30 protein-coding genes are annotated in these 25,102 nt (G+C 59.1%); 11 read left to right on the top strand and 19 right to left on the bottom strand.

What is annotated here, in order from left to right:
- Positions 1-89: 89 nt before the first annotated feature.
- Positions 90-1,715, top strand: a complete 1,626-nt coding sequence (locus E1K68_RS06865; RefSeq protein WP_056790149.1) for a glucan biosynthesis protein D — start codon at positions 90-92, stop codon at positions 1,713-1,715.
- A gap of 54 nt (positions 1,716-1,769) precedes the next feature.
- On the opposite strand, the gene E1K68_RS06860 is transcribed toward E1K68_RS06865, so the two are convergent.
- The 4 genes from E1K68_RS06860 to E1K68_RS06845 form a co-directional block, all read right to left on the bottom strand.
- A complete protein-coding gene (locus E1K68_RS06860; protein WP_003189066.1) occupies positions 1,770-1,955 on the bottom strand; it encodes a hypothetical protein in 186 nt (61 codons plus the stop codon).
- 303 nt (positions 1,956-2,258) lie between these two features.
- A complete protein-coding gene (locus E1K68_RS06855; RefSeq protein ID WP_003189065.1) occupies positions 2,259-3,365 on the bottom strand; it encodes an NADH:flavin oxidoreductase/NADH oxidase in 1,107 nt (368 codons plus the stop codon).
- A 135-nt stretch (positions 3,366-3,500) separates the two neighbouring features.
- Positions 3,501-5,402, bottom strand: coding sequence for a potassium transporter Kup (locus tag E1K68_RS06850; RefSeq protein ID WP_034135790.1), 1,902 nt, complete (start codon positions 5,400-5,402; stop codon positions 3,501-3,503).
- A 193-nt stretch (positions 5,403-5,595) separates the two neighbouring features.
- Positions 5,596-5,778, bottom strand: coding sequence for a hypothetical protein (locus E1K68_RS06845; protein WP_133298353.1), 183 nt, complete (start codon positions 5,776-5,778; stop codon positions 5,596-5,598).
- 33 nt (positions 5,779-5,811) lie between these two features.
- Here E1K68_RS06845 and E1K68_RS06840 point away from each other — a divergent pair, with 33 nt between their 5' ends.
- From E1K68_RS06840 to tsaA, 7 genes are all read left to right on the top strand, one after another.
- Positions 5,812-6,135, top strand: a complete 324-nt coding sequence (locus E1K68_RS06840) for a type II toxin-antitoxin system RelE/ParE family toxin (protein ID WP_003189063.1) — start codon at positions 5,812-5,814, stop codon at positions 6,133-6,135.
- The gene (locus E1K68_RS06835) at positions 6,132-6,467 is read left to right on the top strand and encodes an addiction module antidote protein (RefSeq protein ID WP_003189062.1); all 336 of its coding nucleotides are present in this window, start codon (positions 6,132-6,134) and stop codon (positions 6,465-6,467) included. The genes E1K68_RS06840 and E1K68_RS06835 overlap by 4 nt, the downstream gene beginning before the upstream one ends.
- A gap of 193 nt (positions 6,468-6,660) precedes the next feature.
- Positions 6,661-7,989, top strand: coding sequence for a 30S ribosomal protein S12 methylthiotransferase RimO (rimO, locus tag E1K68_RS06830; protein WP_169855583.1), 1,329 nt, complete (start codon positions 6,661-6,663; stop codon positions 7,987-7,989).
- Positions 7,990-8,089: 100 nt separating this feature from the next.
- Entirely contained in the window at positions 8,090-8,560 is a 471-nt protein-coding gene (locus E1K68_RS06825) for a GNAT family N-acetyltransferase (protein ID WP_057711497.1), read from the top strand.
- A gap of 222 nt (positions 8,561-8,782) precedes the next feature.
- Complete coding sequence (locus E1K68_RS06820) at positions 8,783-9,493, top strand: rRNA pseudouridine synthase (RefSeq protein ID WP_003189059.1); 711 nt, start codon at positions 8,783-8,785, stop codon at positions 9,491-9,493.
- Between the two features lie 68 nt (positions 9,494-9,561).
- Complete coding sequence (locus E1K68_RS06815; RefSeq protein WP_003189058.1) at positions 9,562-10,023, top strand: DUF1456 family protein; 462 nt, start codon at positions 9,562-9,564, stop codon at positions 10,021-10,023.
- A 3-nt stretch (positions 10,024-10,026) separates the two neighbouring features.
- On the top strand, positions 10,027-10,722 hold the full coding sequence (gene tsaA / locus E1K68_RS06810) for a tRNA (N6-threonylcarbamoyladenosine(37)-N6)-methyltransferase TrmO (RefSeq protein ID WP_212613900.1): 696 nt from the start codon (positions 10,027-10,029) through the stop codon (positions 10,720-10,722).
- A gap of 136 nt (positions 10,723-10,858) precedes the next feature.
- On the opposite strand, the gene fpr is transcribed toward tsaA, so the two are convergent.
- Positions 10,859-11,638 carry a ferredoxin-NADP reductase gene (fpr, locus tag E1K68_RS06805; RefSeq protein ID WP_003189055.1) on the bottom strand — a complete coding sequence of 260 codons (780 nt, stop codon included), beginning with the start codon at positions 11,636-11,638 and terminating at the stop codon, positions 10,859-10,861.
- Positions 11,639-11,763: 125 nt separating this feature from the next.
- On the opposite strand from fpr, the gene E1K68_RS06800 reads away from it, so the two are divergent.
- The gene (locus tag E1K68_RS06800) at positions 11,764-12,690 is read left to right on the top strand and encodes a LysR family transcriptional regulator (RefSeq protein ID WP_003189054.1); all 927 of its coding nucleotides are present in this window, start codon (positions 11,764-11,766) and stop codon (positions 12,688-12,690) included.
- A gap of 3 nt (positions 12,691-12,693) precedes the next feature.
- On the opposite strand, the gene E1K68_RS06795 is transcribed toward E1K68_RS06800, so the two are convergent.
- The 3 genes from E1K68_RS06795 to E1K68_RS06785 all read right to left on the bottom strand — a co-directional run bounded on the left by E1K68_RS06795 (position 12,694) and on the right by E1K68_RS06785 (position 14,753).
- Complete coding sequence (locus tag E1K68_RS06795; RefSeq protein ID WP_003189051.1) at positions 12,694-13,056, bottom strand: diacylglycerol kinase; 363 nt, start codon at positions 13,054-13,056, stop codon at positions 12,694-12,696.
- Positions 13,057-13,131: 75 nt separating this feature from the next.
- Positions 13,132-13,782 (bottom strand): response regulator transcription factor ErdR, encoded by a 651-nt coding sequence (gene erdR, locus E1K68_RS06790; RefSeq protein WP_071488746.1) that lies wholly within the window; start codon positions 13,780-13,782, stop codon positions 13,132-13,134.
- 251 nt (positions 13,783-14,033) lie between these two features.
- Positions 14,034-14,753, bottom strand: a complete 720-nt coding sequence (locus E1K68_RS06785) for a tRNA-uridine aminocarboxypropyltransferase (RefSeq protein ID WP_034135794.1) — start codon at positions 14,751-14,753, stop codon at positions 14,034-14,036.
- A 178-nt stretch (positions 14,754-14,931) separates the two neighbouring features.
- On the opposite strand from E1K68_RS06785, the gene E1K68_RS06780 reads away from it, so the two are divergent.
- Positions 14,932-15,366 (top strand): PA3611 family quorum-sensing-regulated virulence factor, encoded by a 435-nt coding sequence (locus E1K68_RS06780; protein WP_003189047.1) that lies wholly within the window; start codon positions 14,932-14,934, stop codon positions 15,364-15,366.
- Positions 15,367-15,660: 294 nt separating this feature from the next.
- Positions 15,661-16,773 carry a TIGR00730 family Rossman fold protein gene (locus E1K68_RS06775; protein ID WP_003189046.1) on the top strand — a complete coding sequence of 371 codons (1,113 nt, stop codon included), beginning with the start codon at positions 15,661-15,663 and terminating at the stop codon, positions 16,771-16,773.
- A gap of 62 nt (positions 16,774-16,835) precedes the next feature.
- Here E1K68_RS06775 and recX read toward each other — a convergent pair whose 3' ends face one another.
- The 11 genes from recX to E1K68_RS06720 all read right to left on the bottom strand — a co-directional run bounded on the left by recX (position 16,836) and on the right by E1K68_RS06720 (position 25,086).
- On the bottom strand, positions 16,836-17,303 hold the full coding sequence (recX, locus tag E1K68_RS06770) for a recombination regulator RecX (RefSeq protein ID WP_003189043.1): 468 nt from the start codon (positions 17,301-17,303) through the stop codon (positions 16,836-16,838).
- 8 nt (positions 17,304-17,311) lie between these two features.
- Positions 17,312-18,370: a recombinase RecA gene (recA, locus tag E1K68_RS06765; protein ID WP_003189042.1), complete on the bottom strand. Its 1,059-nt coding sequence runs from the start codon at positions 18,368-18,370 to the stop codon at positions 17,312-17,314.
- A gap of 83 nt (positions 18,371-18,453) precedes the next feature.
- On the bottom strand, positions 18,454-18,954 hold the full coding sequence (locus E1K68_RS06760) for a CinA family protein (RefSeq protein ID WP_003189041.1): 501 nt from the start codon (positions 18,952-18,954) through the stop codon (positions 18,454-18,456).
- Between the two features lie 81 nt (positions 18,955-19,035).
- Positions 19,036-19,530, bottom strand: coding sequence for a lysis system i-spanin subunit Rz (locus E1K68_RS06755; RefSeq protein ID WP_034135795.1), 495 nt, complete (start codon positions 19,528-19,530; stop codon positions 19,036-19,038).
- Complete coding sequence (locus E1K68_RS06750) at positions 19,518-20,075, bottom strand: glycoside hydrolase family 19 protein (RefSeq protein WP_003189037.1); 558 nt, start codon at positions 20,073-20,075, stop codon at positions 19,518-19,520. Before E1K68_RS06750 ends, E1K68_RS06755 begins: the two co-directional genes overlap by 13 nt.
- A 42-nt stretch (positions 20,076-20,117) precedes the next feature.
- The gene (locus E1K68_RS06745; RefSeq protein WP_003189035.1) at positions 20,118-20,879 is read right to left on the bottom strand and encodes an N-acetylmuramoyl-L-alanine amidase; all 762 of its coding nucleotides are present in this window, start codon (positions 20,877-20,879) and stop codon (positions 20,118-20,120) included.
- Between the two features lie 63 nt (positions 20,880-20,942).
- Positions 20,943-21,959, bottom strand: a complete 1,017-nt coding sequence (locus E1K68_RS06740) for a contractile injection system protein, VgrG/Pvc8 family (protein ID WP_212613899.1) — start codon at positions 21,957-21,959, stop codon at positions 20,943-20,945.
- 9 nt (positions 21,960-21,968) lie between these two features.
- Positions 21,969-22,181 (bottom strand): tail protein X, encoded by a 213-nt coding sequence (locus E1K68_RS06735; RefSeq protein ID WP_003189032.1) that lies wholly within the window; start codon positions 22,179-22,181, stop codon positions 21,969-21,971.
- Positions 22,174-22,557, bottom strand: a complete 384-nt coding sequence (locus tag E1K68_RS06730; RefSeq protein ID WP_003189031.1) for a phage tail protein — start codon at positions 22,555-22,557, stop codon at positions 22,174-22,176. The genes E1K68_RS06735 and E1K68_RS06730 overlap by 8 nt, the downstream gene beginning before the upstream one ends.
- Complete coding sequence (locus tag E1K68_RS06725; RefSeq protein WP_137204980.1) at positions 22,557-24,386, bottom strand: phage tail tape measure protein; 1,830 nt, start codon at positions 24,384-24,386, stop codon at positions 22,557-22,559. Before E1K68_RS06725 ends, E1K68_RS06730 begins: the two co-directional genes overlap by 1 nt.
- A gap of 127 nt (positions 24,387-24,513) precedes the next feature.
- On the bottom strand, positions 24,514-25,086 hold the full coding sequence (locus E1K68_RS06720) for a phage tail assembly protein (protein ID WP_003189027.1): 573 nt from the start codon (positions 25,084-25,086) through the stop codon (positions 24,514-24,516).
- Between the last annotated feature and the right edge of the window lie 16 nt (positions 25,087-25,102).

Here is a 25,102-nt window from a genome sequence, read left to right as displayed (position 1 = left end):
GCGTTTGGCCGAAGGCATGTCCGAACCGTTATTTCTGATCCGCTACGTGCCAGGAACGGCGCGGGATTTGCTCACGACAGGTTGTCTCTATGCACCGCAGGAATTTGCTCAAAGCATCCATGGCCATTGCGGCTTACACCGGTTTGTCGGCCAGTGGCCTGCTGGCCGCGCAGGCCTGGGCCGGTAATCGGGCTGCCGATGGCAAGGCCGTGGCGTTCGATTTCGAATCGCTCAAGGCCCAGGCCAAGCAGTTGGCCACCCGTGGCTACCAGGACACTAAGCAGGTGCTGCCGCCGACCCTGGCCACCATGACCCCGCAGAACTTCAACGCCATCGGCTATGACCGTAACCATTCGCTGTGGAAGGAGTTGAACGGCCAACTGGACGTGCAGTTCTTCCACGTTGGCATGGGTTTCAAGACGCCGGTACGCATGCACAGCGTCGACCCCAAGACCCGTGAAGCCCGCGAAGTGCACTTTCGCCCTTCGCTGTTCAACTATGAAAAAACCACGGTGGACACCCAGCAACTGACCGGCGACCTGGGTTTCTCCGGCTTCAAGCTGTTCAAGGCGCCGGAACTGGACCGCCATGACGTGCTCTCGTTTCTGGGCGCCAGCTACTTTCGCGCAGTGGATTCCACCGGCCAGTACGGCCTCTCGGCGCGTGGCCTGGCGATTGATACCTACGCGAAAAAACGCGAGGAATTCCCTGATTTCACGCAGTTCTGGTTCGAAACCCCGGACAAGAACGCCACGCGCTTTGTGGTCTACGCCCTGCTCGACTCGCCAAGCGCCACTGGCGCCTATCGCTTCGACATCGACTGCCAGGCCAACCAAGTGGTGATGGCGATTGACGCGCACATCAATGCGCGCACCGCCATCGAACAACTGGGCATCGCGCCCATGACCAGTATGTTCAGCTGCGGCACCCATGAGCGCCGCATGTGCGACACCATTCACCCGCAAATCCACGACTCAGACCGCCTGGCCATGTGGCGCGGCAACGGCGAATGGGTCTGCCGGCCCCTGAACAACCCGGCCAAGCTGCAATTCAACGCGTTCGCCGACACCGACCCCAAAGGCTTCGGCCTGGTGCAGACCGACCATGAGTTCGCCAGCTACCAAGACACCGTCGACTGGTACAGCAAACGCCCAAGCCTGTGGGTTGAACCGACCACGGCCTGGGGCGAAGGCTCGATCGACCTGCTGGAAATCCCCACCACTGGTGAAACCCTGGACAACATCGTGGCCTTCTGGACTCCGAAAAAACCGGTGGCCGCCGGTGATTCGCTCAACTACGGCTACAAGCTGTACTGGAGCGCACTGCCGCCAGTGAGCACGCCGCTGGCACAGGTCGACGCGACCCGTTCGGGCATGGGCGGTTTTACCGAAGGCTGGGCACCCGGCGAGCATTATCCGAAAGTATGGGCCAGGCGTTTTGCCGTGGACTTCAAGGGCGGCGGCCTGGATCGCCTGCCGGCGGGCACTGGCATCGAGCCTGTGGTGACCTGTTCCCACGGTGAGGTGAAGGACTTCAGCGTGCTGGTGCTAGACAACATCAAGGGGTACCGCATCCTGTTCGACTGGTACCCCACCAGCGACAGCGTGGAGCCGGTCGAGCTACGCCTGTTTATTCGCACCCAGGACCGCACCCTGAGTGAAACCTGGCTGTATCAGTACTTCCCGCCTGCGCCAGAACAGCGCAAGTACACCTGATGCCACACTGCACGATCATTCCCACGCAATAACGTGGGAATGATCGGATTTGGCTCAGAACCGCGACACGCTTTTCATCGCGCCAATCAAATAGCGCATCGCCACCTGATCGCTCTCGGTCAGCGCCCGATATTGCGCCAGCAACTCCATTTCATCTGAACTCAACCTTCGACCCCGTAAAGACATCCGGCGGCTCAGAAAAGACGCCACCGCACCCGCTACGCCATAGGACTTGGCCATGGACCGCTACTCCTGATATCAGTCAAATACTCCTGGTGCCCATTTCCCAACTCCCGAGAAGCGCAACGGCTTCGCGGACCAACCGCCTGTCTCCCTGGGCCAGAAGTCGGGCTTACCCTTAGCGTAGAAACTATCTCATCATTCGTGGGATTTTTTTAGAGTATTAACTTAAAAAATAACGTCGGTAATAAAAGCCTACAGCGATTGCTCACAGGGTGGTCGATATCGGCTGCGCAACGCCTACAACGCGCGCAAGAAAAAACCCACCGTGTCAGGGTGGGTTTGGCACAGAGGTGAACAGGGTCAATCCCGCAGGTCTGACTCATGGATCGGCTGATCCCGGTGGGTCGCCCGTTGGTATTGCGCCGGCCAGATTGCCTTGCGCCCACCCAGGTCATCGTCGGCGTGCAGTGGCCAGTAGGGGTCACGCAGCAGTTCGCGGGCCAGGAAAATAATGTCGGCCTGGCAGGTACGCAGGATGTGCTCGGCTTGAGCGGGTTCGGTAATCATGCCGACGGTGCCGGTGGCCATGCCCGATTCCTTGCGCACGCGCTCGGCGAAGCGCGTTTGGTATCCGGGGCCGGTAGGAATCTCGGCATTCGCGGCGGTGCCACCGGACGACACGTCGATCAGATCCACCCCCAGATCTTTCAGGCGGCGCGCCAACTCCACGGTTTCATCCGGGTTCCAGCCGTCTTCCACCCAGTCAGTGGCCGACACGCGCACAAACAGCGGCAACTCATCAGGCCACACGGCGCGCACGGCCTTGGTCACTTCCAGCACCAGGCGGATGCGGTTTTCAAAAGAGCCGCCGTAGTGGTCCTGACGCTGGTTGCTGATCGGCGAGAGGAACTGGTGCAGCAGGTACCCGTGGGCGGCGTGGATTTCCACCACTTCAAAGCCTGCGGTCAAGGCGCGCTTGGCGGCGGCGACAAAGTCGGCGATCACTTGCTGGATCTGCCCTTCGTCCAGTGGCTTGGGCTGCGTGTGATTGGGGTCGAAGGCAATCGGCGAAGGCCCCACCGGCACCCAGCCGCCCTCCTCCGGCTTGACGCTACCATGTTTGCCGATCCATGGCCGATGGGTGCTGGCCTTGCGCCCGGCATGGGCCAGCTGGATCCCAGCCACCGCGCCCTGGGCCGCGATAAAACGGGTGATGCGCCGCAACGGTTCGATCTGGGCGTCGTTCCACAGGCCCAGGTCCTGGGCGGTGATACGGCCATCGGCGGTCACCGCCGTGGCCTCGGTAAAAATCAGCCCGGCGCCACCCACGGCCCGGCTGCCGAGATGCACCAGGTGCCAGTCATTGGCCAGGCCATCGTCGCTGGAGTATTGGCACATGGGTGAAACCGCGATGCGGTTGAGCAGGGTCAATTGGCGCAGGGTGTAAGGTTCGAGCAGCTGACTCATGGCGCACCTCTTCTGGGCTTCATAGGCATTTTTGTAGGAGCGAGCTCGCTCCTACCAGCCTAGTCGACAACCGTCGTTTGCACAGGGTTCAGAAGGAAAGCGGGAGCCGATTGCCGGCTCCCGGTAGGCAGCGCCTTACATCTCGACCTGGGTGCCCAGCTCGATCACACGGTTGACCGGCAGTTTGAAGAACCGCAGGTTGCCGTTGGCGTTTTTCAACATGAAGGCAAACAACACTTCGCGCCAACGGGCCATGCCTTTGATGCGCGAGGCGATCACCGTTTCACGGCTAAGGAAGTAGGTGGTGCGCATCGGGCTGAAGTCCAGCTCATCCAAGTGGCACAGCTTCAACGCTTCGGGCACGTCTGGTTCATCGGTAAACCCGAAGTGCAGGATCACTCGGAAGAAGCCTTCGCCGTAGGCATCCACCTCGAAGCGCCGCGCTGAAGGCACCCGTGGAATGTCTTCGTAAACCACGGTCAACAGCACCACTTGCTCATGCAGCACCTGGTTATGCAGCAGGTTGTGCAACAGCGCATGAGGCACGGCGTCGGGCCGCGCGGTGAGGAACACCGCCGTGCCCTGCACGCGATGGGGCGGCTGTACGCGGATACTGCTGATGAAGATCGGCAATGGCAAGCCACCCTCGTCGAGACGGCCGACCAGCAATTGCTTGCCGCGCTTCCAGGTGGTCATCAGCACAAACAGCACGATCCCCGCCAATACCGGGAAGGCGCCGCCCTGGAGGATCTTCGGCGCGTTGGCGGCGAAGAACAGACCGTCCACCAACAGGCAGCAGAGCAACAGCGGCACGGCCAGCACCGGTGGCCATTTCCACAGCAGCAGCATGACCGCCGATACCAGGATGGTGGTCATCAGCATGGTGCCCGTCACGGCGACACCATAGGCCGAGGCCAGGGCACCGGAGGATTCGAAGCCCAACACAAGCAGGATCACGCCGACCATCAACGACCAGTTCACCGCACCGATGTAGATCTGGCCCTGCTCGGCACTGGAGGTGTGCTGGATATGCATGCGCGGTATGTAACCCAACTGGATCGCTTGGCGGGTCAACGAGAACGCGCCGGAAATCACCGCCTGGGAAGCAATCACCGTGGCCATGGTGGACAAGCCCACCAACGGCACCAGCGCCCAGCTTGGCGCCAGCAGGTAGAACGGGTTGCGCGCCGCCTCCGGATCGCCCAGCAGCATCGCGCCCTGGCCGAAATAGTTGAGCACCAGCGCCGGCAGCACCAGCAGAAACCACGCACGGGCAATGGGTTTGCGGCCGAAGTGGCCCATGTCGGCGTACAACGCTTCGGCGCCGGTCAATGCCAATACCACCGCGCCGAGGATCGCCACGCCAATACCGGGGTGCACCATAAAGAAGCGCACGCCCCATGCCGGGTTCAGAGCATTGAGCACTTCGGGTTGCTGCAGAATGCCATACACCCCCAGGCCGCCCAACACCAGGAACCAGGTGACCATCACCGGGCCGAACAGCTTGCCGATGCGGTCGGTGCCGTGTTTCTGGATCAGGAACAGCGCCACCAGCACCACCAAGGCAATGGGCACCACCCATTTTTCCAGGCCGTCGAACGCCAGTTCCAAGCCTTCGATGGCCGACAACACCGAAATCGCCGGGGTGATCATACTGTCGCCGTAGAACAGCGCCGCGCCACACAGGCCACATACCACCAGGAAACTGCGCAATTTCGTGTGCTTCCCGGCAGCTCGCCGGGCCAACGCGGTGAGGGCCATGATGCCGCCCTCGCCCTGGTTGTCGGCACGCAGCACGAACAGCACATACTTGATCGACACCACCCAGATCAGCGACCAGAAGATCAGCGCCAGGATCCCCAAGACGCCGTCATGGTTGACCTGCACCCCATAACCGCCGTTGAACACCTCTTTAAGGGTGTAGAGCGGGCTGGTCCCGATATCGCCATAAACCACCCCGACCGCCGCCACCAGCATGCCAATCGGCTTGGCTTTTGAATGCTCGGCACCTGCTGCCTGACTACTTGCCTGACCCATCAACCACTCCTGCCCTTTGACCTGAGGTCTTTTATAAACAGCGCTTCTAAGCTGACCCTAGCATGCGCTGTTTTACTTCTCGTAACAGACGTTTTATTGACCCAAGGGCTTTACCCGTGTGCAACGGCGCGAAGCATAGCGCAGCACTCGTCGCATTTCCCTGCTCAAGTGATTTGGGTGTCGTTTTAGGCAGTCAGTAATAGATGACAAGGCGTTTTGGAGCCTTTTTGCCTGCATTGATCACATTTACCGTCAGCCGTATATTTTTGGCCCGACTCGGTAGAGCTGCCTTAGCGGCGTAAGCCGGGACTCCAGCTTGCTGATCAATAAAAAGCGTGCCGACTGTCTGGCGCTCGCGGTCGATATAAAAACTCAATCATCGACCTGTCTCTTTTAAGGTACATTCCGCATGTACGAAGTGAAACATGTACTGTCAGTCAATGGCGTGGATATCTATCAAGCTTGGCTAGATACCGTGCAAGACACGCGTTCAAAGGCACGAATCACCACCAGAGTGGACCGAGCATCCCTTGGTCACTTTGGAATTACCGAGCCGGTGGGTGATGGGGTCTTTGAGATGAAGCTCGACTTCGGACCTGGCTTTCGCGTGTATTACGCAATCCAAGATCGAAAAATTGTTTTCCTGTTGGGTGGTGGTTCAAAGGCCAGACAGCAAAACGACATCGATCAGGCCAAGGCTCTCTGGAAATCTTACAAGGTGCAGCAAAAATGACCATTCGTACTCGCTCTCATGAAGATAGCGTTCTTGAAATGCTCCGAGACGACGAAGCGTTTGCTCTCGAATATCTTTCTGTCGCACTTGAGGAAATTGATGAAGCGGGTGGTGAGGACGCCTTCCTTGTCGCTGTCCGCCGAGTCGCGGAAGCCCGTGGCGGAATGCTCAGCTTGTCGCAGAATACGGGCCTCAATAGAGCAAATCTCTACAGATCCATCGCCGTCGGCGGCGACCCGAAGCTCTCCACTCTCCTGAAAGTGCTTCAGGCGTTAGGTGTGGGCATGTCTAAAGTTGTATCGCACCGCGCAGAGCAAGACGTCCGGGCTTAAGAGAGTGGTAACGGCTGTAAGAATGCCCCGATACAGCACTCGTCGCATTTCCCTGCATAAAGCTGGTCAAGTGCGCTGCCCGCCGATAGAATTGCGCACTTTTTGATCAGAGGCGCACCAAGCGCCCATCCGTTGCCTTGTCGTGCACGACCGGCAGCGTCATTCAATACCGAGGTTAGACATGTCCACCACCATCGCAAAAGCCAACCCCAAGGTTGGCTTTGTTTCCCTGGGTTGCCCGAAGGCGCTTGTCGACTCCGAGCGCATCCTCACGCAATTGCGTATGGAAGGCTACGACGTCGTGTCCACTTACCAGGACGCCGATGTGGTGGTGGTCAACACCTGCGGCTTCATCGACTCGGCCAAAGCCGAATCCCTGGAAGTGATCGGCGAAGCCATCAAGGAAAACGGCAAGGTCATCGTGACCGGCTGCATGGGGGTGGAAGAAGGCAATATCCGCAACGTGCACCCGAGCGTGCTGGCCGTGACCGGCCCGCAGCAGTACGAGCAGGTGGTCAACGCTGTGCACGAGGTGGTGCCGCCACGCCAGGATCACAACCCGCTGATCGACTTGGTGCCGCCTCAAGGCATCAAGCTGACCCCGCGCCACTACGCGTACCTGAAGATTTCGGAAGGCTGCAACCACAGCTGCAGCTTCTGCATCATCCCGTCGATGCGCGGCAAACTGGTGAGCCGCCCGGTGGGTGACGTGCTCGACGAGGCCCAGCGCCTGGTCAAGTCTGGCGTCAAGGAGCTGCTGGTGATCTCCCAGGACACCAGCGCCTACGGCGTCGATGTGAAATACCGCACCGGTTTCTGGAATGGCGCGCCGGTGAAAACCCGCATGACCGAGTTGTGCGAAGCCCTTAGCAGCCTGGGCGTGTGGGTGCGCCTGCACTATGTTTACCCTTACCCGCACGTGGACGAGTTGATCCCGTTGATGGCCGCGGGCAAGATCCTGCCGTACCTGGACATCCCGTTCCAGCACGCCAGCCCGAAAGTGCTCAAGGCGATGAAACGCCCGGCGTTCGAAGACAAGACCCTGGCACGCATCAAGAACTGGCGCGAGATCTGCCCGGAGCTGATCATCCGCTCCACTTTCATCGTCGGCTTCCCCGGCGAGACCGAAGAAGACTTCCAGTACCTGCTGGACTGGCTGACCGAAGCGCAGCTGGACCGCGTCGGTTGCTTCCAGTACTCGCCGGTGGAAGGTGCTCCGGCCAACCTGCTGGACCTGGCCGTGGTGCCGGACGACGTCAAGCAAGACCGCTGGGAGCGCTTCATGGCGCATCAGCAGGCCATCAGCTCGGCACGCCTGCAACTGCGCATCGGCAAGGAAATCGAAGTGCTCATCGATGAAGTCGACGAGCAAGGCGCGGTGGGCCGCTGCTTCTTTGACGCCCCTGAAATCGACGGTAACGTGTTTATCGACGATGCCAGCGGCCTGAAGCCGGGTGACAAAGTGTGGTGCACCGTGACCGACGCCGACGAGTACGACTTGTGGGCCGAAAAGCGCGACTGATCGCCCGATGATAAAAAAGCCCCGCCTCTGAGAAGATGCGGGGCTTTTTTAGGTCTATCGTATTGCCCATCAACCCCGAATACAGCAAGGGACAGCGGGTATGCGTCAGCATTCGGTGATTCACACACCTAGAACCAGCGACTACGCGCGCCTGGTGCAGATCTGGGAGGACTCGGTACGCGCCACCCACGACTTCCTCCCGGACAGCTATATCGACATGTTGAAAAACCTGGTGCTGACCCGCTACCTCGATGCGGTGATGCTGATCTGCACCAAGGACTCGCGCCAACGCATCAACGGATTCGCCGGCGTGTCGGCGGGCAAGGTGGAAATGCTGTTTATCGACCCGCACTACCGTGGCCAGGGGCTGGGCCGGCAATTGCTGGGTTACGCGATCGAACACATGAATGCCGATGAACTGGACGTCAACGAACAGAACCCCCAGGCCTTGGGATTTTATCTCAAGCAAGGCTTCGAGGTGATCGGGCGAACAGAACATGATGGGCTTGGGCAGCCTTATCCGTTGTTGCACCTGCGTCTGCGCCAGCAGCAACAGGCCCGTAATGCCTGAAATCATCCCGTACAAACTGTGGGAGCTGGCTTGCCTGCGAAGGCGTCGGGTCAGTCTACCCATCCGGTGCTGGTATACCGCCATCGCAGGCAAGCCAGCTCCCACATTTGGCCCGTGTTGCGTCAGTTAAATAATTGTTAGGGCACATGCGCTGAAATGGAGCCGGGATTAACCGGCGCCAGGCAGGTACAATAGTGGCCCCCTTTTGTTACGGCCCTTGTCATGACTGACCCCATACGCCTCTCCAAACGCCTTATCGAACTGGTCGGTTGCTCCCGTCGGGAGGCTGAGCTGTTTATCGAAGGCGGCTGGGTCTCGGTGGACGGCGAAGTGATCGACGAGCCGCAGTTCAAGGTCACTGACGAGAAAGTCGAGCTGGACCCAGAGGCCAAAGCCACCGCGCCAGAGCCGGTGACCATCCTGCTGCACGCCCCCGCAGGCGTGGATGCTGAAACCGCCATGGCCTCGATCAGCGCCGATACCCTCTCTGAAGAACACCGCTTCGGCAAGCGCCCGCTCAAGGGGCACTTTCTGCGCCTGAGCGCCAGCGCCGACCTGCAAGCCAAGGCCAGTGGCCTGCTGGTGTTCACCCAGGACTGGAAGATTCTGCGCAAGTTGACCGCCGATGCCGCCAAGATCGAGCAGGAATACGTGGTGGAAGTCGAAGGCGACATGGTTGCCCACGGCCTCAACCGCCTGAACCACGGCCTGACCTACAAAGGCAAAGAGCTGCCTGCCGTCAAAGCCAGCTGGCAGAACGAAAACCGCCTACGCTTTGCGATGAAAAACCCGCAACCCGGCGTGATCGCGCTGTTCTGCGAAGCCGTTGGCCTGAAAGTCATCGCCATCCGCCGTATCCGTATCGGCGGCGTGTCCATCGGCAAGGTGCCGGTGGGCCAATGGCGTTACCTGTCCGGCAAAGAAAAGTTTTAAGCCGTTCCCTTTTCCCGACACCGCCTGATTCCGGCGGTGTCATCCGTTGAATACCAGGATTGCCCACCATGATTCACAACGACGTACTGCGCAGCGTGCGCTACATGCTCGACATCAGCGACAACAAGATGGTCGAGATCATCAAGCTCGGCGGCATGGACGTGACCAAGGAAGACCTGCTGACCTACCTCAAAAAAGATGAGGAAGAAGGCTTCGTGTTCTGCCCGGATGACGTCATGGCGCACTTCCTTGACGGTCTGGTGATCTTCAAGCGCGGCAAGGACGAAAGCCGCCCGCCGCAACCAATCGAAACCCCGGTGACCAACAACATCATCCTAAAAAAGCTGCGTGTGGCCTTCGAACTGAAGGAAGACGACATGCATGCAATCCTCAAGGCGGCGGAGTTCCCGGTGTCCAAGCCAGAGCTGAGCGCGTTGTTCCGCAAGTTCGGCCACACCAACTACCGCACCTGTGGCGACCAGTTGCTGCGCAACTTCCTCAAGGGCTTGACCCTGCGGGTTCGTGCTTAAGCCATGAGCTATCAGGTCTCCCCGGTCGGCTTCGTGCGCTCTTGCTTCAAGGAGAAGTTCGCCATCCCGCGCCAACCGCAGTTGGCGCCGGCTGCCCGCGGCGTGCTGGAGTTGGTGGCGCCGTTCGACCAGGGTGAGGCGGTGCAGGGGCTGGAGCAGGTCAGCCATGTGTGGCTGCTGTTCCTGTTCCACCAAACCCTGGAAGACAAGCCACGCCTGAAAGTGCGCCCGCCACGCCTGGGGGGCAATACCTCCATGGGTGTATTTGCTACCCGTGCGACCCATCGTCCCAATGGCATCGGCCAGTCGGTGGTGAAACTGGACAAGGTGGAGCCGGGGCGACTGTGGATTTCCGGCATAGATTTGCTCGATGGCACGCCGGTGCTGGATATCAAGCCGTATGTGCCCTATGCCGATAATGTTGATGCAGCCACCAACCACATCGCCAGCGATGCCCCCCAACTGATCGGCGTGCAATGGCTCAAGGCCGCACTGCAACAGGCGCAAGGCCATGCGCAGCGCCTTGGTGAACCGTTGGTAGAGTTGATTGATCAATGCCTGGCGCAAGATCCGCGACCGGCCTACCAAACGCCCGGCCCTGAGCGTGAATACGGTGTGCGCTTCTGGGACGTGGATGTGCGCTGGCACTACCCGGAGCCGGGAATGATTTGTGTGCTGGAAGTGGTTTCGGCTAACTAAATAGGGCGAAAACCAAATGTGGGAGCTGGCTTGCCTGCGATAGCATCACCTCGGTTCAACTGAACCACTGAGGTGTCTGCATCGCAGGCAAGCCAGCTCCCACACTTTTTGGATCGCTGGTGTTACTGACTCCGTATCACTTCTCGACGAACGCACGCTCGATCAGGTAGTCACCCGGCTCACGCATCCGTGGCGAAACCTTGAGACCGAAGCTGTTCAACACTTCGCTGGTCTCGTCCAACATGCTTGGGCTGCCGCACAGCATGGCGCGGTCGTCCTCGGGGTTGATCGGCGGCAGGCCGATGTCGCTGAACAGCTTGCCACTGCGCATCAGGTCGGTCAGGCGGCCTTCGTTTTCGAACGGCTCGCGGGTCACGGTCGGGTAGTAGATCAACTTGTCACGCAGGGCCTCGCCGAAGAACTCGTTCTGCGGCAGGTGCTCGGTGATGAATTCGCGGTAGGCGACTTCGTTGACGTAGCGCACGCCGTGGCACAGGATGACTTTTTCGAAACGCTCGTAGGTCTCTGGGTCCTGGATCACGCTCATGAATGGGGCGAGGCCAGTGCCGGTGCTGAGCAGATACAGATGCTTGCCCGGCTTCAAATCGTCAAGTACCAGGGTGCCTGTCGGTTTTTTGCTGATGATGATCTCGTCGCCTTCCTTCAGATGCTGCAACTGGGAAGTCAGCGGGCCATCGGGCACCTTGATGCTGAAGAACTCCAGATGCTCTTCCCAGTTCGGGCTGGCAATGGAGTAAGCGCGCATGAGCGGGCGGCCGTTGGGCTGTTGCAGGCCGATCATCACGAACTGACCGTTCTCGAAGCGCAGGCCCGGATCGCGGGTGCACTTGAAGCTGAACAGAGTGTCGTTCCAGTGATGAACACTGAGGACACGCTCGTGGTTCATGTTGCTCATGTACGGGGGACTCCTGGAAATGGGTCTGCGCCAAAGGTAAGGATGCGCAATTGCACAGCATTCTAATGGCGGCGACAATATCTGTTAACTGGATTATTAAGATAAGGGTTATCGGTTATATCGATATGCGATTTACTCTCCGTCAACTGCAAGTTTTCGTCGCCGTCGCCCAGCAGGAAAGCGTCTCGCGCGCTGCTGGCCTTCTGGCCTTATCTCAATCCGCCGCCAGCACCTCAATCACCGAGCTGGAGCGTCAATCCAGCTGCCAATTATTCGACCGCGCCGGTAAACGCCTGAGCCTCAACGCCCTCGGTCACCAACTGTTGCCCCAGGCCGTTGCGCTGCTGGACCAGGCCAAGGAGATCGAAGACCTGCTCAACGGCAAGTCCGGCTTCGGCTCCCTTGCGGTCGGCGCCACGCTGACCATCGGCAATTACCTGGCGACGCTGTTGATTGGCAGCTTCATGCAGCAACACCCCGAGAGCCAGGTAAAGCTGCATGTGCAGAACACTGCGCATATCGTGCATCAGGTTGCCCATTACGAAATTGACCTGGGTCTAATCGAAGGCGACTGCAGCCATCCGGATATCGAGGTGCAAACCTGGGTAGAAGATGAGCTGGTGGTGTTTTGCGCCCCTCAGCATCATTTGGCCAAGCGCGGCGTGGCAACCATGGACGAATTGACCCACGAAGCGTGGATCCTGCGGGAACAAGGCTCGGGCACGCGCCTGACCTTCGACCAGGCCATGCGTCATCACCGCAGCGCACTCAATATCCGCCTGGAACTGGAACACACGGAGGCAATCAAGCGGGCCGTGGAGTCAGGCTTGGGGATTGGCTGCATTTCGCGGCTGGCGCTGCGCGATGCCTTCCGCCGTGGCAGCCTGGTGCCGGTGGAAACCCCGGACCTGGACCTGGCCCGGCAGTTCTACTTCATCTGGCACAAGCAGAAGTACCAGACCTCGGCGATGCGCGAGTTTCTCGAACTGTGCCGCGCCTTCACCGCTGGGGTGCAGCGCAGCGACGAGATCGTGCTGCCGAGTATCGCGTGATCGTCAGATCAGGATCACGGCCCATACCAGGGTGATCATGGTCAGTGCCACGAACTGCGCGGCACTACCCATGTCCTTGGCGTTCTTCGACAGCGGGTGGCGGTCCAGGGAGATACGGTCAATGGCCGCTTCTACCGCTGAGTTGAGCAATTCAACGATCAGCGCCAACAAACACACTGCAATCAGCAGCGCCCGTTCAACCCGGCTGACCTGCAGGAAAAAGCTCAGGGGGATCAGGATGACGTTCAACAATACCAACTGGCGGAATGCCGCCTCGCCAGTGAAAGCTGCACGCAGGCCATCCAGGGAATAGCCCCCTGCGTTGAAGATACGTTTGATACCGGTTTGACCCTTGAAAGGCGACATAGATGTAGGCAACTGAACCAAAGAAGTGGGGAAGCTAGATCACGCAAAGTCAAAAAAGCGTGAAGCGGCTGTAACTTAATGTTGCGAGATAGACTCAAGTTGCTGCAGCAGCAACGCCGCCTGGGTGCGCGTACGCACGCCTAACTTACGGAAAATCGCCGTAACGTGGGCCTTGATGGTCGCTTCGGACACACTCAACTCGTAGGCAATCTGCTTGTTCAACAACCCTTCGCAAACCATGGTCAATACCCGGAACTGCTGGGGCGTCAAGCTGGCCAGGCCATCGCGGGCGGCCTTGGCTTCATCGGACACATTGATTTGTTCAAACGCCTGGGGTGGCCAGGACACATCGCCGTCCAACACCGTACGCACGGCTTTCTGGATATCTTCCATCGCGCTGGACTTGGGAATGAAACCGCTGGCGCCAAACTCTTTGGAACGCACCACCACATCGGCTTCTTCCTGGGCCGACACCATCACCACCGGTATTTGCGGATATTGCCCACGCAACAGCACCAACCCGGAGAAACCGTAGGCACCCGGCATGTTCAGGTCGAGCAATACCAGGTCCCAGTCGGATTTTTCGGTGAGGCGGGCTTCCAGTTCGGCAATGCTGGCCACTTCGACCAGACGTACATCGGGGCCAAGGCCCAGGGTTACGGCCTGATGCAGCGCGCTGCGAAACAGCGGGTGGTCATCGGCAATCAGGATTTCGTATGTGGCCATTGGTTAAATGATCCTGTTTTTTATGGGAGCCCTGATGGGTTCAGGGTTCACCAATACACGAGGCGACGGCCAGGCAGCGATCGCCACAGGGCCCGCTCAACGTCAAAAACACATGAAACGACGTCGATAATTCACGGTTGCACCCAATCGGCGCACAGCATGCCCAGCGTAGCCTGGAGGGTCAAGCACTACGCCCGTGGGGATTTTAGCGGGTTGCGGGCTTACAGTGCCATCATGCAAACGTCGTCTGGTTATCCCGCCGGGATGTAGGGTGCGAGGCGCGTATGCACGGCGTCCGCAGCATCCAATGGCAGTTGGAACTTGGCAGCCAGGTAGTGGGTGCTGAACACATCGAGGTAGGCATCCAGCACTTCGCTGGCGCCCAGGTCATCAGCCAGCTCCAGGCACAGCGCCGCCACCTCGGCGGTGCAGAAATGGTCATCACGCTTAGAGCGCCGTAGCTTGTAACGCGACAGCTGCTCGGGCGCCAGGCTCAGCACGGGTAAATGTTCCAGGTAGGGGCTTTTGCGAAACATCTTGCGCGCTTCGCTCCAGGTACCGTCCAGCAGAATGAACAGCGGGCGCTTGCCCACATCCACGCACACTTCACTGACCACCCGTTGCGGCGCCACGAATTCGCCGGGAAATACGATATACGGTTGCCACTGCGAGTCGGCCAGCAACCTGAGCAGCTCGGGGTCGACTTCGGTACGCGACCAGGCGAACGCGGTGGTGTCGTGTATGACATCGGCGATCAGCCAGCCCGTGTTGCTGGGTTTCATCGGCTCTACGTCATGCATCAACAGGCACATGGCGGACTTGGCTTCTACCTGCGGCCGCCAGGCACATAGGCAGTATTCAGGAATGACCCGACAGCCGGGACAGCGTTCAGCACGCGAACCCCGATTGAGAAACGGCCTGACGGCACGCGCCAGACGCTGGGTACGCAAACGGGAGACGGCGTGGCTCATCGGGCACGCGGCGAAGAAAAGGAAATCGACACGGAACAAACTCGTGAAAAACAGAAGTCCCGCAGTTTACCAGCGATACGCCTGGCTGTAGTGGCAAGGGCTCACCTATAATTGCGCGCCACTGAACGCACAGCCCAGTGGCTGGTCTATGCACCAGTAACCGAATCAGGAGAGTTTCATGCTGCGTTCCATGCTGCGCCTTGTTGCCCCATCCGTCGCCCTTGCGCTGGTCTTGCCTATGGGCGCCCATGCGGCCTCGCTGCTGGAGGCTCAAATGAACAAGAAGCTGCAAAGCGTCGCGGCCGAAAGCAACAAGGACCTGCCCCGGGAAATCGATGAAAAAACCCTGGAAGTCGCCTACACCGTTGAAGGCATGCAGTTGATCGATCACCTCAGCGTGCTGCCTGACCGTGCCGAACAGATGCGCGCCAACCCCAAGGCTGTGTATTTCCAGCTGGGGCGCAGTGTGTGCACCAACCCAGGCTATCGCGAGCTGATGGCCAAGGGCGCAGTGATGCGCTATGAAATCACCGAGAACAAGACCAATCGCCCGGTGGCTTCGGTCAAGTTTGCAGAGTCCGATTGCCCGGCTCCGGCGAAGAAGAAAAAGTAACCTCTGCTTGCCCCTCCGGCGCCGCTGTCCAGCGGCGCGCACGCCCGTGCTGCGTTTGCTGCCTGCGACTGAACTGCGTAATGAGCCACCAATAAGCGGTTGCCAGCCAAGGGTTTTTCGGCCCATCATCCGTTTAGCCCGGCTACCCGCCCACCACAGTTTTTAATGCTGCTCTGTCATATTTTCAGGACAAAAAAGGCCTGCCCTCCTGCGGCATGCCGCGACACAAGCAGTGTCGTGGCCCAAGCGACGTTCTCGTCGACTACCAGGCCCTGTAAAGAAAGGAGAAATTGAATGCCTTATGAATCGAATGATTTGCTGCTTCGTCATTTTGAAGAAAACGGGACCGACCTTACTCAGCAGGTCGACGCACAAATTCAGTTGATCGCTCCCAACAGTCCGAATATCCCTCTTTATCGAGACATGATCCTCACCGTCCTGCGCATGGCCCAGGACGACCGTGACCGCTGGAACGCCAAAATCACCCTGCGCGCCATCCGCGAATTGGACCATGCCTTTCGCGTTCTCGAACAGTTCAAGGGCCGGCGCAAAGTCACGGTATTCGGCTCGGCGCGTACACCAGTGGAAAGCCCCTTGTATGCGCTGGCCCGAGAAGTGGGTGCCGCGCTCGCACGTTCCGACCTGATGGTCATCACCGGCGGCGGTGGCGGCATCATGGCCGCAGCCCACGAAGGCGCGGGCCTAGAGCACAGCCTGGGGTTCAATATCACCCTGCCCTTTGAACAGCACGCCAACCCGACCATTGATGGCACCGAAAACCTGCTGTCATTCCACTTCTTCTTCACCCGCAAGCTGTTCTTCGTCAAAGAAGCCGACGCGCTGGTGTTGTGCCCTGGCGGTTTCGGCACCCTCGACGAGGCATTGGAAGTGCTGACCCTGATCCAAACCGGCAAAAGCCCGCTGGTGCCGGTCGTGCTACTGGATGCGCCGGGCGGTGGGTTCTGGCAAGGCGCCCTGGACTTCATCCGCGGCCAGTTGGAAGCCAATCGCTATATCCTGCCCACCGACCTCAAACTGGTCCGCCTGGTGTACAGCGCCGAAGAGGCCGTGGACGAAATCAACCAGTTCTACGCCAACTTCCACTCCACCCGTTGGCTTAAGCGTGAGTTCGTAGTGCGCATGAATCATCCGCTGAGTGAGCGCGCCCTGGCCCATATGCAACAAGCGTTTGCCAGCCTGCGGCTCAGTGGCGAGTTCCAGCAACTCGCCTATACCGGCGAAGACCATGACGAACCGAGATTCAGCCATTTGACGCGCCTGGTGTTCAATTTCAACGGTCGCGATCAGGGGCGGCTGCGGGAGTTGGTGGATTACATCAACCTGCCGGAGAACTGGGCACAGGCTCAGGGCAAGGCGCAGCAACGGATGACGCCAGAGACAGCGTGATTTTTTACAGGCGAAAAAAAAGGCCCACTATTTTCATAGTGGGCCTTTTGTTTTTTTGGCGTTCAGTCGTCCATATCCCGACCGCTCAATAAGCGGCTGATCATGTCCATCGAAAACCCGCGATAACTCAAGAAACGACCTTGCTTCGCACGCTCCCTGGCATCAATTGGAAGGTGGCCCGCAAACTTGCGACGCCAGGTTTCCTCCAATTGCGACTGCCAACTGATACCGCACTCACGTAGCGCGAGGTCGATATCGGCACGTTGCAGGCCACGTTGGCTCAGTTCTTCACGAATCCGCGCAGGGCCGTAACCGGAACGTGCGCGGTAAGACACAAAACTTTCAAGGTAACGGGCTTCCGACAACAGCCCTTCTTCCGTCAACCGGTCGAGGGCTGTTTCGATCATCTCAGGCTCTGCGCCGCGCTGACGCAGCTTACGTGTCAGCTCGACTCGACCATGCTCGCGGCGAGCGAGCAGGTCCATCGCAGTGCGCCGAACGGCGACGAGTGTATCAAGTACAACAGTCATCGTTTGCTTCAGATGTCAGTGTCGGCTTCTTCCACTTCTTCAACCGGCTCACGGTTGGCAGCCGCTTTTACATCTGGCGCGGCAGTCAGCAGCTTGTCGCGGATCTGCTTCTCAAGCGTGGCAGCGATATCCGGGTTATCCGCCAGGAACTTGGCCGAGTTGGCCTTACCCTGACCGATCTTGCTGCCGTTGTAGGCATACCAGGCACCGGACTTCTCGACGAAACCGTGCAGTACGCCCAGGTCGATCATCTCGCCGTTCAGGTAAATACCCTTACCGTAGAGAATCTGGAACTCTGCCTGACGGAATGGCGGCGCTACCTTGTTCTTCACAACCTTGACGCGGGTTTCGCTACCAACAACCTCGTCGCCTTCCTTCACCGCGCCGGTACGGCGGATATCCAGACGGACAGAGGCGTAGAACTTCAGCGCGTTACCACCGGTGGTGGTTTCCGGGCTGCCGAACATCACGCCGATCTTCATACGGATCTGGTTGATGAAGATCACCAGGCAATTGGCGTTCTTGATGTTACCGGTGATTTTACGCAGCGCCTGGGACATCAGGCGGGCTTGCAGGCCCACGTGCATGTCGCCCATTTCGCCTTCGATTTCAGCCTTGGGCACCAGGGCCGCCACGGAGTCGACCACGATCACGTCGATGGCGTTGGAGCGCACCAGCATGTCGGTGATTTCCAGGGCTTGCTCGCCGGTGTCCGGCTGGGAAACCAGCAGGTCATCGACGTTGACGCCCAGCTTGCCGGCGTACTCAGGATCCAGGGCGTGCTCGGCATCAACGAACGCACAGGTGGCGCCCATTTTCTGCGCCTGGGCAATCACCGACAGGGTCAGGGTGGTTTTACCGGAAGATTCAGGACCGTAGATTTCAACGATACGGCCTTTTGGCAGGCCGCCAATGCCGAGTGCGATGTCCAGACCCAGAGAGCCAGTGGAAATAGCCGGGATCGCCTGACGGTCGTGATCGCCCATACGCATTACGGCACCCTTGCCGAATTGACGTTCGATCTGACCCAGGGCCGCAGCCAAGGCTTTCTTCTTGTTGTCGTCCATTAAAGTCCTCACGTAATCAATAAGGCCTGACGGCCAACACCTGTATAAGTAGACAGTATTGTTCCACAAAGATCGGTGATCGCCTACCCCTGATTGTCTATTTCTGCTGCAGCTCGTCGCAACAAGCCCTCCAGCGCGGCTTTTACCGTTTGTCGGCGGACCTCGTCGCGGTTGCCGGGGAAGTGCGCAAGCTCGGCCGTAATTTCGTCGCCCACGGCAAAGGCCAGCCAAACGGTACCCACCGGCTTGTCCGGCGAGCCGCCATCGGGGCCCGCGACCCCACTGACCGCCACGGCAAACCGCGCCAGGCTTTTTTCCTGCGCGCCGCGGGCCATCGCTTCCACCACTTCCTGGCTGACGGCCCCGACTTTGGCAAACAGCTTTTCCGGCACATTCAGTTGCCGGGTCTTCTGCCGGTTGGAATAAGTGACATAGCCCGCCTCGAACCAGGCCGAACTGCCCGGGATCCGCGTGATGGCTTCGGCAATACCGCCGCCGGTACAGGACTCGGCAGTGGTGACGTGGGCACTGAGCACCTGCAAACGGCGCCCCAGTTCGGCAGCCAGTTGAGTGATTTCCTTCACGGTCGTCTCCAAGAATGGGCGGGGGTTTGCCTACCCTACAGGAGCCTATCGACCATGCAAGACACAGAGTGCATCAAGAGACTAATGCGCGACGGCCTGCACGTAGGCCTGGCAAGCACGCAAGGCGATCAGGGCGTTATCGCCGTCGTCGGTGATGCGGATAATTCGCTGAGCATGCGCCGGGTCAAGTCGGGCTCGCGAGGCTGCATGAACCACGCCGCCGGCGCTGGGGGCGGCTGGCACTGTGCAGCCACTGGCGACGGTGGCGAGAAGGACTGACAGCCGCACATCAGCAGTGGCCAGGCGATCGCGCAGAGCCGCTTGGTTGCGTTGGGCATCGTTCAATTCCTGAATGTATTGATGGTCACTAGTAGAGAGCTGTTGTTCAAGGGCCTGGCGTTTGGTCTGTTCGGCCTGTTGCTGGTCGAGGATTGCCTGGTTTTGCTGGCTGAGCGCCTGTGCATGTCGGACTGATTGCAGCTCCAACTGCGCCCCGTATCGCCATGCCTGCACCTGCCACACAAGCGCCATGAGCAGACACACACCGATCAAGCCAAACGCGCCTAGGAAACGCATAGCACCGCCTTCGCCCGCGCCCACAATTGCAAACGGGCGTCCAGGCCATTGAGGCCGCCGTTGATGCGGCGGGTGATGGTGGTGAACTGGCCTTTGTCGGCGAGCTCGTTGAGGCCGTTGCTTTGCCAGAACCAGGCTGCGGATTCGCAGGCCCATTGTGGCTGCTCCAACAATTTTGGTTGTCGCAGCAGGCGATCGTCACCGAACAGCGCTTGGCTGCACGCCATGTAATTGCGACGCCCGGTTATCTGGATCAGCCCCCTGCCCCGATACATTTGCCCATCACCGTCCGCTTCTGGGGTGTTGCCCAGGCGCGCCGCCAAGGTGCCTGTGTCGTATTTGCTCAGGTATTGATCACTGCCCAGTTCGCGGACATAGAACAACTGACCCGACTCATGGCCCACTTGGGCAAGGAATGCGGCAGTGCGCTGGGGTGTGGTGATTTGGTAACGAGACATGGCCGTGTTTAAGACCGAAATGAAAACTCCCGCTTTAAGGCGGGAGCTTGGTAACACTTTAATTAGCTGTTGCTCAGACACAACCATGCAGCCCTCCTCCCTGAAGTCGAGTGTTAAATGACACACGACTCAAGCGTATTTTTCATTCAGTGCATACAAAATCGCGCACGTTTCTGCATCAAGCACACCGTTATAGTTTTCAGGGCGAAAGTGCAGTTGAAAAGCACGTACCAACGCACTAAAGAACACATCAGAGGCGGGCGCATCAATGCCGTAGCCATAGCTGGCAAAAGCCTCGACCACTTGCTCTCGCCCAGGCATTTGGCAATTGAACCGCCGAAGGTATTTGTGTTTGATTGAGTCGTCGTACCAAGCGCCAATACCGGCCTCAGCAAGTTCTTTCCAGGGAAGCTTCGGACCCGGGTCTGATTTGCGACCGACTGCAATATCTGAATGGGCGATCACGTTTTTCGGCGTCATGTCCGGGTAACGTTGCAGAATATTAATCGCCAATTGCTTGAGGGCTAGGATTTGTGAAGCCTCGTAGTCGGGGAACGTGAATACACCGTCGACATCCGTGGCCTGATTGACGATCTCGATACCGATAGAGGTATCATTCAAGCCTGAGCGTCCGGCCCACTGGCTAACGCCCGCATGCCACGCACGGTCCTCTTCCGCCACCAAGTTGAAAATTTTCTGCCCTTTGTGACCCGCGGCAATGTAGCTCGAATCTGTTGGATCCGGGATCAGATAATGAGCACTTGCAGCGCCGGTGGTCAGAGACTTTATCGACTCAGAAAAATCCTGGGCAGTGTAATGCAACACTAAGAAGCGTACGCGTTTGCCGTAGGGTTTAAGAGTGCGATACGCGTTGTAGTCAATCGTATACATGGAACAGACCTCTTTCCTATAAGTACGTTGTTGGGGGGCTTAAGCGGGTCTGAACAATGCGCGTCAGGCCTGTTCCGCCAAACCACCAGCGATGATCGAACTGCGATATCCCGTCGCTGGATCACCAACGTGGGTCACCTTGGTGATCGACCAGCGCCCCTGCATGTACACAGGCCAGGTGTCATCCAGCATCAGCAACCCTTCGGCCGCCAGCAACGGGTTACCTGGGCAATCGATCTGTAACTTCAAGCCTTCACGGCCCACGCGACGCAGTTCGCCTTCGGCCACGGCACGGGCTTCGGCTTCGTTCTGGCAGGGCTGGCGCAAGGTCTTGAACGGGGCAATCCCGACCTGGACCACGCGCTGCTTGCCGGCGGCGGCGTCCCACCATCTGACGCGGCTGCCCATGTATTTGGAGCGTGATTTTTCATCAAGTTTGGCGGTGATAAAGGCCTGGTTTCCCGGGCGGTTGTCGTGTGTCACGGACAGCTTCACTTCGGGCAATAGCTGGCCGGTGAGTGATTTGGCTTGCCCCGCTTCGGCCAGCACATAGAGTTCGTTGAACGGCTTGGTGACCGCGTTGTAACGCTTGGCCAGGCGGGTGATGAAGGCCATGTCGCTTTCGTTTGACTGATCGATATGCTCAATCGCAATACCGTCCAACGTCGGTGCCACACGCGGTGAAAAACCATGACGGCTGACCAGTTGGCGAAACAAGGCGCCCAAGGTGGTCGGCCCATGGCTGGCGGAACGGCGCTGGCGGTAGCCGCTTTTATCCACCACGCTGAAGGGCGCGGCGGTGGCGACGATCATCAGGCGCATCGGAAACAGCACCGGGGTTCGCTGAGTGATCACAAATTCGCCTTTTTCCACCAGCCCCGTTTCCTTATATCCGACGCGCAGGCCGATCTTGCCACTGAGGCTGGGCAAGCCTTCCAACCCTTCGATATTAAGGGTCAGTTCCAGTCGATCGGTCTCGATGCCTGCAGCGTCGGTGTGGCTCCAGTGCATCAGGCGTTGATTGAGCAGCGCCGCGTTGGCGCCGTAGAACTCCACGATCGGCGTAAATCCCTGTGCCATGCAGCCTCCTCAATCCCAGGCCAGAACGGGCCGCATGGCAGCCGGTCGTGCTTGTATCTCAGGCACGATCACCCAGACACCGGCTGGCAGTACCGGGCCGTATTCGGCGAGTTCGGGGTTCAAGCGCCAAAGGGTTTCTTCGGCGGTGTCATCGCAACGGCCCAATTCGCGGTAAAGCAACAGGTTGACCGAATCACCGGCAATACTTCGTACTCTACGCATTGACGAATTCCTCCAGCTCAAGGGTCCAGTTCATGACCATGGCGGTGCCGTCATCGATCACATTGCTTTGGGCTTCCACTACCGAGTTGATACGCCACAGGCCCCAGTTGCGGCCGATGCCATCCACCAGCGGCAACGGCGCTCGCGCATTTTGCAAAGCGCGCAATTCGTCCAGGCGCTGCATGCCAGTGGCGCGCATGGCTGTGCCGCTGAACGTGAGTTTTTCCAGCTTCTGGCCGTTCTGCCGCGACTGGGGTTTGCTGGCGATAATCGCCAGGTCGCTCCAACCGCCATCGCTGTTGCGGGTCAGTGTGGAATAGGCGAACCCTCGGGATAACCCGAAAATAAAGTCGCCCAGTACCATTTGTTGTCGCATCAATCACCTCCTGGATCGGCCAATGCCGCGTTGCGTCGAATGCCCAGGGAATCAGTGACCATCGGCACGCATTGGAACTGCAGGGCCTGGATCACTTGATTGACGACTTGCTGGGCATCCGCCGGGTTAACGCCGGTAATCTGGATGCTCGGTGAGAGCGTGACCTGGACATTGTCGGTACGGGCACTGTTGAGTTCCTTGCTCAGCGCGTTGGGCGCCGGTAGGCGATCATTTGCGCCAAACACCTTGTCACCCAGCCAACTGCCCGCCTCGCTGCCCAGCAGGCCACCGATGGCGCCGCCGATTGCGGTGCCGACACCGGGGAAAACCAGGGTACCGAGCGCGGCGCCAGCGGACGCTCCGGCCCAGGCGCCACCGGCGGTGCTCAGGCCAGTCCCGACTGCCTTGGCATCCCCGTTGCGTACGCCCTGAATCACATCCAAAGCAGTGTCGGCGTACCTCATCGGGCCAAGGCGGCGAGCACCGGCCACTCCCAATTTGCTCACTGTTCCCAGCGGGTTGGAAGGCATCTTCAGCGGGCCAGGCAAAGCCTCACGACTGAAATGGCGAGTATGGGGCGCAGCAGCAGTTACCCGGCCTTCGGAAGACATGGGGATAAGCTTGCGCTCTACTGCCTCGATCAGCCCAGGGCCTCTGCTCGCTGTCGACTGGCCTGAAGATCTGCTCTTGCTTGGACGGTTCGCCGCGACCGCACGCGGTTGTAACCTTTGAACCGCCCGCCCCTCATCGAAGCCTAAGAACGGCGCTGGTAACAATGCCTTTGCATCACGTTCGAGGCTGGTTATCAGCCTGGCAAATACGCCGCCTTTTTTGCTGGCAGGCGATCGTTTGGTCGAGCCTGTCTTGGGCACTAGCGGCTGTTTTTGCTGCCTGATCTGAGAGCGCTGAGTGTTGTAAGAGCTCTGCTTTTTTTGCGACTTCGACTGACGAGGGCTCTTTTTCCCGCGCGAGCCCTGCGAGCGCGAACGAGGACTTTCGATAGGGTGCTGAGTGGCCGTCGCACAACAGCACGATTTATCTTTCGCAGAACCGCCATCCTTGAACAGCTTGCCAACGCCGGGAAGCTTACCCAGCGTCGCATCAACCACGTTGCCAGCAACGCGGTTTTTTATCGTGTCTCCCACACTTGAAAAAAAGCTGGAAAACACCGGCGTAATAGCTCCAGCCGTTTTAATCGCGCCAGCCAGAGCCGGTGAATCTTTAGCCACGTCACTGGCGCTGTCCATCAGGCCCGTCTTGGCTTTCAGCCAAAGCGCTTCGCCCAATACCGGCGTGGCATCCAGGGTCGTAGAGAAACGTTTGCCGCTTTCGCTGGACTCCTCGCGCAGCACCTTGATCGACTTTTCCGACGTTGCGGTTTTATCAAACTTCAGTTGGCTGCCTGAATGCTGCAGCGCACTTGCCAGGTCGATTATCTGCGCGGTGCCCAGCGTCATGGCCTCGCGGGTATGGCGCAAATTCTCTGAGGTAGTCGAAGCGGATTCAGACACTGTCTTCGATTCTGCCTGCTCACCCAGCTTGGGTGAACGCACCTCAATTGCCCTCAGCGACGACAGCGCCGTGTCGAGAGAATCCACACCCTCACGCAATGAGCCGAGCGACAGTGCGAGCTCATCAAGTTTGAGCGTTGCGCTGGTGAGTGCGGCAACGGTTCCGGACAAGGCAGCCAAATCTGTTGACGGGGTTGAGCTGCCAACCGACAACGCGCCAGGGCTGAGGATATCGGCGTCATGTGCGCCGTCTGTACTGCCGAACGCATCCCGGCCATTCCTGGCGACGGCATAGGCGAGCGAATAATTGTCCTGCATCTCGCTTACTCCTGTTTGACGCCAAGGCGAGTGATCGCAATGTCGTAGCGGCGCAATGCTTTTCCGGCGTCCCAGTCGAGGATCTCCGCCTCATTGACCGAGTAGATCAGCGGCACCACATCGAGGATTACTTCGATGTCGCGCTGCGAAAGAAGGCCGCCGGTTGATTTAAAAAATCGTCGATACGCTCCTGCAGTTCGGTCCAGTCGGGCACGGTCAAACCGGCCAGGTCGGGGATCATCAGGCCGGTGCAATGGGCGGTGATGAACTCGGCGCGCTCTTTGTTGGTGGCGAGTTTTTTCATCACCTTGGTGGCGCGCAGGGCCGGCATTTCCAGGGGCAGTTCGGTGAGGGTTCGGCCAGCGGCTTCCAGGGGCAAGAGCAGAGGGACAGGCTGATCGTGGGGCGTCGCTTCGTGCTCATTCAAAAAGAACGAAGCCGGCCGCGTCGACATTTCGTGTACGTATTGAGCAATGCTTACGTAGTCCGGGCGCTTGAGTTGGTCGAGCTCTTTTTCCGACAGGCCGGTGGCGAGTTTCGCCAGTTCGAAGAACTGGTCGTCCTCGTCATCACCGGCCCGGGCCAGCGCGTCTTTTTGCGCGGCGTAGAACAACGGTTTGAGCTGAACCTGCTGGATCGTCGCACCGGTATCGGCGGTGATCGGGGACAGCAGGATGTGCAACGGTGGCATCCAGGCCATGGGGCAATTCCTTGTT

The organism is Pseudomonas sp. B2021 (assembly GCF_018135665.1).
Taxonomy (GTDB): Bacteria; Pseudomonadota; Gammaproteobacteria; order Pseudomonadales; family Pseudomonadaceae; genus Aquipseudomonas; species Aquipseudomonas lactis.
The sequence above is the reverse complement of the archived record's forward strand: the minus strand, read 5'-3'. Positions and strand labels throughout refer to the sequence as shown.

What these genes read in the sequence shown, in the direction of transcription:
- E1K68_RS06865 (WP_056790149.1), top strand. Translation starts at nt 90, where the DNA reads ATGCACCGCAGGAATTTGCTCAAAGCATCCATGGCCATTGCGGCTTAC.
- E1K68_RS06860 (WP_003189066.1), bottom strand. Translation starts at nt 1,955, where the DNA reads ATGGCCAAGTCCTATGGCGTAGCGGGTGCGGTGGCGTCTTTTCTGAGC.
- E1K68_RS06855 (WP_003189065.1), bottom strand. Translation starts at nt 3,365, where the DNA reads ATGAGTCAGCTGCTCGAACCTTACACCCTGCGCCAATTGACCCTGCTC.
- E1K68_RS06850 (WP_034135790.1), bottom strand. Translation starts at nt 5,402, where the DNA reads ATGGGTCAGGCAAGTAGTCAGGCAGCAGGTGCCGAGCATTCAAAAGCC.
- E1K68_RS06840 (WP_003189063.1), top strand. Translation starts at nt 5,812, where the DNA reads ATGTACGAAGTGAAACATGTACTGTCAGTCAATGGCGTGGATATCTAT.
- E1K68_RS06835 (WP_003189062.1), top strand. Translation starts at nt 6,132, where the DNA reads ATGACCATTCGTACTCGCTCTCATGAAGATAGCGTTCTTGAAATGCTC.
- E1K68_RS06825 (WP_057711497.1), top strand. Translation starts at nt 8,090, where the DNA reads ATGCGTCAGCATTCGGTGATTCACACACCTAGAACCAGCGACTACGCG.
- E1K68_RS06820 (WP_003189059.1), top strand. Translation starts at nt 8,783, where the DNA reads ATGACTGACCCCATACGCCTCTCCAAACGCCTTATCGAACTGGTCGGT.
- E1K68_RS06815 (WP_003189058.1), top strand. Translation starts at nt 9,562, where the DNA reads ATGATTCACAACGACGTACTGCGCAGCGTGCGCTACATGCTCGACATC.
- tsaA (WP_212613900.1), top strand. Translation starts at nt 10,027, where the DNA reads ATGAGCTATCAGGTCTCCCCGGTCGGCTTCGTGCGCTCTTGCTTCAAG.
- fpr (WP_003189055.1), bottom strand. Translation starts at nt 11,638, where the DNA reads ATGAGCAACATGAACCACGAGCGTGTCCTCAGTGTTCATCACTGGAAC.
- E1K68_RS06800 (WP_003189054.1), top strand. Translation starts at nt 11,764, where the DNA reads ATGCGATTTACTCTCCGTCAACTGCAAGTTTTCGTCGCCGTCGCCCAG.
- E1K68_RS06795 (WP_003189051.1), bottom strand. Translation starts at nt 13,056, where the DNA reads ATGTCGCCTTTCAAGGGTCAAACCGGTATCAAACGTATCTTCAACGCA.
- erdR (WP_071488746.1), bottom strand. Translation starts at nt 13,782, where the DNA reads ATGGCCACATACGAAATCCTGATTGCCGATGACCACCCGCTGTTTCGC.
- E1K68_RS06785 (WP_034135794.1), bottom strand. Translation starts at nt 14,753, where the DNA reads ATGAGCCACGCCGTCTCCCGTTTGCGTACCCAGCGTCTGGCGCGTGCC.
- E1K68_RS06780 (WP_003189047.1), top strand. Translation starts at nt 14,932, where the DNA reads ATGCTGCGTTCCATGCTGCGCCTTGTTGCCCCATCCGTCGCCCTTGCG.
- E1K68_RS06775 (WP_003189046.1), top strand. Translation starts at nt 15,661, where the DNA reads ATGCCTTATGAATCGAATGATTTGCTGCTTCGTCATTTTGAAGAAAAC.
- recX (WP_003189043.1), bottom strand. Translation starts at nt 17,303, where the DNA reads ATGACTGTTGTACTTGATACACTCGTCGCCGTTCGGCGCACTGCGATG.
- recA (WP_003189042.1), bottom strand. Translation starts at nt 18,370, where the DNA reads ATGGACGACAACAAGAAGAAAGCCTTGGCTGCGGCCCTGGGTCAGATC.
- E1K68_RS06755 (WP_034135795.1), bottom strand. Translation starts at nt 19,530, where the DNA reads ATGCGTTTCCTAGGCGCGTTTGGCTTGATCGGTGTGTGTCTGCTCATG.
- E1K68_RS06750 (WP_003189037.1), bottom strand. Translation starts at nt 20,075, where the DNA reads ATGGTTGTGTCTGAGCAACAGCTAATTAAAGTGTTACCAAGCTCCCGC.
- E1K68_RS06745 (WP_003189035.1), bottom strand. Translation starts at nt 20,879, where the DNA reads ATGTATACGATTGACTACAACGCGTATCGCACTCTTAAACCCTACGGC.
- E1K68_RS06740 (WP_212613899.1), bottom strand. Translation starts at nt 21,959, where the DNA reads ATGGCACAGGGATTTACGCCGATCGTGGAGTTCTACGGCGCCAACGCG.
- E1K68_RS06735 (WP_003189032.1), bottom strand. Translation starts at nt 22,181, where the DNA reads ATGCGTAGAGTACGAAGTATTGCCGGTGATTCGGTCAACCTGTTGCTT.
- E1K68_RS06730 (WP_003189031.1), bottom strand. Translation starts at nt 22,557, where the DNA reads ATGCGACAACAAATGGTACTGGGCGACTTTATTTTCGGGTTATCCCGA.
- E1K68_RS06725 (WP_137204980.1), bottom strand. Translation starts at nt 24,386, where the DNA reads ATGCAGGACAATTATTCGCTCGCCTATGCCGTCGCCAGGAATGGCCGG.
- E1K68_RS06720 (WP_003189027.1), bottom strand. Translation starts at nt 25,086, where the DNA reads ATGGCCTGGATGCCACCGTTGCACATCCTGCTGTCCCCGATCACCGCC.